The 248-nt window shown below is 74.2% G+C and carries 1 protein-coding gene; it reads left to right on the top strand.

What is annotated here, in order from left to right; translation table 11 throughout:
- Window positions 1-248, top strand: a 248-nt coding sequence (locus BEN49_RS28205; protein ID WP_158022981.1) for a hypothetical protein, incomplete at both ends; no start/stop codon positions are given.

The following is a 248-nucleotide window of genomic DNA, read 5'->3' on the forward strand; positions in this document are numbered from 1 at the left end:
TGCGCCTCCAGGGCCTCACGGGCCGCATCTACGGCGGGGAGGTGCAGGGCCAACCTGGCCTGGCCCACCGACACCCGCCGCCACCCGACGTGGCCCCCATCAACTTCCAGCTGTCGGTGCCACTTCGGCCACCCTGCCCTACCAGCAGCTGCGCCTCCAGGGCCTCACGGGCCGCATCTACGGCGGGGAGGTGCAGGGCCAACCTGGCCTGGCCCACCGACACCCGCCGCCACCCGACGTGGCCCCCA

The sequence above is a fragment of the Hymenobacter coccineus genome (assembly GCF_001816125.1).
Taxonomy (GTDB): domain Bacteria; phylum Bacteroidota; class Bacteroidia; order Cytophagales; family Hymenobacteraceae; genus Hymenobacter; species Hymenobacter coccineus.